At 40.4% G+C, this 1,432-nt stretch carries 1 protein-coding gene, 3 tRNA genes and 1 rRNA gene; all 5 read right to left on the bottom strand.

The window, feature by feature from the left end:
- Positions 1 to 71: 71 nt before the first annotated feature.
- A complete protein-coding gene (locus tag FYJ58_RS14640; RefSeq protein WP_154520395.1) occupies positions 72 to 791 on the bottom strand; it encodes a hypothetical protein in 720 nt (239 codons plus the stop codon).
- Positions 792 to 932: 141 nt separating this feature from the next.
- Positions 933 to 1,003, bottom strand: a tRNA-Cys gene (locus FYJ58_RS14635).
- 3 nt (positions 1,004 to 1,006) lie between these two features.
- Positions 1,007 to 1,078 (bottom strand) — tRNA-Glu (locus tag FYJ58_RS14630).
- 4 nt (positions 1,079 to 1,082) lie between these two features.
- Positions 1,083 to 1,154: transfer RNA gene (locus tag FYJ58_RS14625), tRNA-Asn, on the bottom strand.
- Between the two features lie 168 nt (positions 1,155 to 1,322).
- Positions 1,323 to 1,432: ribosomal RNA gene (locus FYJ58_RS14620) — 23S ribosomal RNA — on the bottom strand; the annotation flags it as partial.

The raw sequence follows: 1,432 nt of genomic DNA, 5'->3' as shown, positions 1-1,432 counted from the left end.
TTGCATCACGCACATGTAATTCCTATATCAGGAAAATCATACAGATTAAAAGATCACTTAAAACAAACAGACTAATTGTACATTTTTATATCATATTTTTTGTACATTAGGTCTTGACATTTTATAGCTGCCCGATCCTCCATAAGATCGTTTTCTTTCCCGACGCCGATTGCGTCCATCGAGATAATCTTTACAAATGCAATATTGCGTGTTTCACTGCCTAAGCTCAGCTTTAAGGTACCACTTATATTTCCTACGGAAGTATCCGTAGCTTCTTTCTTTACGAAATCATTTCCCCAGACAACACTCGTTCCGTGAGTTGCTGCAGCTTTTACTGCTTTTAGTATATCCTCTTTGGTAGTTTTGTTGGTACAGGTCAGTCCTTTGATTACCTTTTCCATAGCAGTCTTATCAGCCTCAATATTGGTTGCATCAGCAGATTTAGAAAGTGCAGCAATATCCTGGCGGAAAATGTATGGCTCCACTGTTACTCCATCTAAGGTAACGCCAATACCCATACTAACAAAACCCGCCATTTTTTCTGTAGCCAGACGAATCTTGAAGCTGTAATTTCCATTAGTTGCCCACACAGAAGCCGTAGGGAGTGTGCTCTGTACATAGTCTAATACATCTTGTTTTGTTGTGCCATTGGTCGCATGAAAATCTGCTGCAATATCGGCAAGTACAGCTTTTAACTCATCCTTAGTCTTTACGTTCGCTGCCTCTGCCGAAATGCCAAATGTTGTAAATAACAAACAGCAACACATTAAAAATGCTATAATTTTTTTCAAAGCAATCTCCTTTCTTGTGACTAGGTTTAAATGTTATGTGACTATTATACCATAAATATAATACTTTATCGAAAAATAGCGTGAAAAGTAAAAACGACAAAAAACCCTTGTAACTTTATAGTTACAAGGGTTTTCTCTATAAGGCGACAACCAGATTTGAACTGGTGATCAGGGTGTTGCAGACCCATGCCTTACCGCTTGGCTATGTCGCCATATGACTCCAAGGGGATTTGAACCCCTGTTACCGCCGTGAAAGGGCGGTGTCTTAACCGCTTGACCATGGAGCCAAAACTCCCCGAGTAGGGCTCGAACCTACAACCCCACGGTTAACAGCCGTGTGCTCTACCATTGAGCTATCGAGGAATATTACTTTTTATATACAAAATTCACGGTACCGGAGAAAATTCTATCTTTTCAGAGGTTCGTGAACTCTCTAACTAATTTATCTTATGCTTCTTATTTTTAATTGATACCTTCAAAACTACACACTGAATTCCATCCTTCTTTTACCCGATCTTGCAACCTCTTTCCTTGGTCAAGCCCTCGACCGATTAGTAACAGTCAGCTCCACATGTTACCATGCTTCCACCTCTGCCCTATCAACCTGATCGTCTCTCAGGGGTCTTACTAGCTTACGCTAT

It is taken from the genome of Velocimicrobium porci (genome assembly GCF_009696045.1).
GTDB classification, from domain to species: Bacteria; Bacillota; Clostridia; order Lachnospirales; family Lachnospiraceae; genus Velocimicrobium; species Velocimicrobium porci.
Note: the sequence above shows the minus strand (reverse complement) of the source record. Positions and strands in the feature narration are given on the sequence as shown.